This window comes from Stenotrophomonas sp. HMWF023, from assembly GCF_003060985.1.
In the GTDB taxonomy this organism is placed as follows: Bacteria; Pseudomonadota; Gammaproteobacteria; order Xanthomonadales; family Xanthomonadaceae; genus Stenotrophomonas; species Stenotrophomonas lactitubi.
Genome location: NZ_QAIJ01000057.1, coordinates 27,907 through 29,247 on the forward strand (window position 1 = coordinate 27,907; position 1,341 = coordinate 29,247).

Annotated in this window: 1 protein-coding gene and 1 pseudogene; both read left to right on the forward strand. The window is 67.9% G+C overall.

Annotated features, from left to right (window positions below; all coding sequences use genetic code 11):
* A pseudogene (locus DBR20_RS23715) lies at positions 1-173 on the forward strand (NAD(P)-dependent oxidoreductase); the annotation flags it as partial.
* A 102-nt stretch (positions 174-275) separates the two neighbouring features.
* Positions 276-1,187, forward strand: a complete 912-nt coding sequence (locus DBR20_RS02375) for an MBL fold metallo-hydrolase (RefSeq protein ID WP_108265057.1) — start codon at positions 276-278, stop codon at positions 1,185-1,187.
* The last annotated feature ends 154 nt before the right edge of the window (positions 1,188-1,341 follow it).

Here is a 1,341-nt window from a genome sequence, read left to right on the forward strand (position 1 = left end):
CGGCCGAAATCGGCCCGGGTGAAGAGCGTGAGCAGTATCGCGTGCAGCCGAAGGCCTTCCTCGCCGATGCCAGCGGCCACAGCCGCATCAGCTACGCCGACTACGGCGCTGCGTTCGTCGCCGAACTGGAAGCGCGCAAGTACCCGAAGCAGATCATCACTGCGGCTTACTGATCATGGCGCGCGCCGGCCTGCCCGCCCGCCGGGCATGGCCCGGCGCTACCCACCTGTAAAGCCGAGCCCACGCTCGGCTCGATATCCCAAAGGACACCTCCCATGCGTACCGCTGCCCTGCTGTTCCCCCTCGCGCTGGCTGCAGGTTTCGCCAGCACCCCGCTGCTGGCCGCACCGGCCGCGCCTGCGCCTGCCAGCGCCGCGAAATCCCAGCTGCGCCTGCAGACCTTCCATCCCGGCCCGCAGGCGATGTTCTCGGTGTCCTCGGTGCTGATCGAAGGACGCAACGACGCGATCCTGGTCAACGCGCAGTTCGCTGCCGGCGATGCGCGCCGGCTGGTCGAGCAGATCCGCGCCAGCGGCAAGCAGCTGACCACCATCTACATCAGCCATGGCGATCCGGACTATTACTTCGGCCTGGCCACCGTGCAGGACGCGTTCCCGCAGGCGCGCATCGTCGCCACCGCGCAGACCGTGGCGCATATCCGTGAATCCCAGGCCGGCAAGCTGGCGTACTGGGGGCCGAAGATGGGCGCCGACGTTCCCGCACGCATCGTGGTGCCCGCCGTACTGGAAGGCGATGCACTGCAGCTGGAAGGCCAGCGCCTGCCGTTGATCGGCCTGGATGGACCGACGCCGGACCGCAGCGTGCTGTGGGTGCCGTCGCTGCGCGCGATCGTCGGTGGCATTCCGGTGGTGGCCGGCGAGCATGTGTGGCTGGCCGATACGCAGACGCCGCAGTCGCACGCCGATTGGCTGCGCACGCTGCAGCAGCTGCAGGCGTTGAAGCCGAAGGTGGTGGTGCCCGGTCACTACGCAGAGGGCGCGGCACTGGATGCCAGTGCGTTGCGCTTCACGGCGGAGTACATCCGTGCCTTCGATGTTGAAACAGCCAAGGCCAAGGACAGCGCTGCGTTGGTGAAGGCGATGCAGGCGCGCTATCCGAAGCTGGCGGGTGTGGCGTCGCTGGAGTTGAGTGCGAAGGTGGCCAAGGGCGAGATGCGGTGGCCGTAAGGTAGGGGGTTTCTTTTGCAGGGCTGCGCCCTGCACCTGCCGAATCGACGGCAACGGCAACAGCAAAAGCGGGCATTCCGTGGGATGGCGGGGTGGGTCCGGTTGCGGGGGACGCCGTAAACCCGTCCATGGGGGCTTGGCCGCGGCATCCATG

Bases quoted from the DNA above. Each gene is read 5' to 3' on its own strand.
- DBR20_RS02375 (WP_108265057.1), top strand. From the start codon at position 276: ATGCGTACCGCTGCCCTGCTGTTCCCCCTCGCGCTGGCTGCAGGTTTC.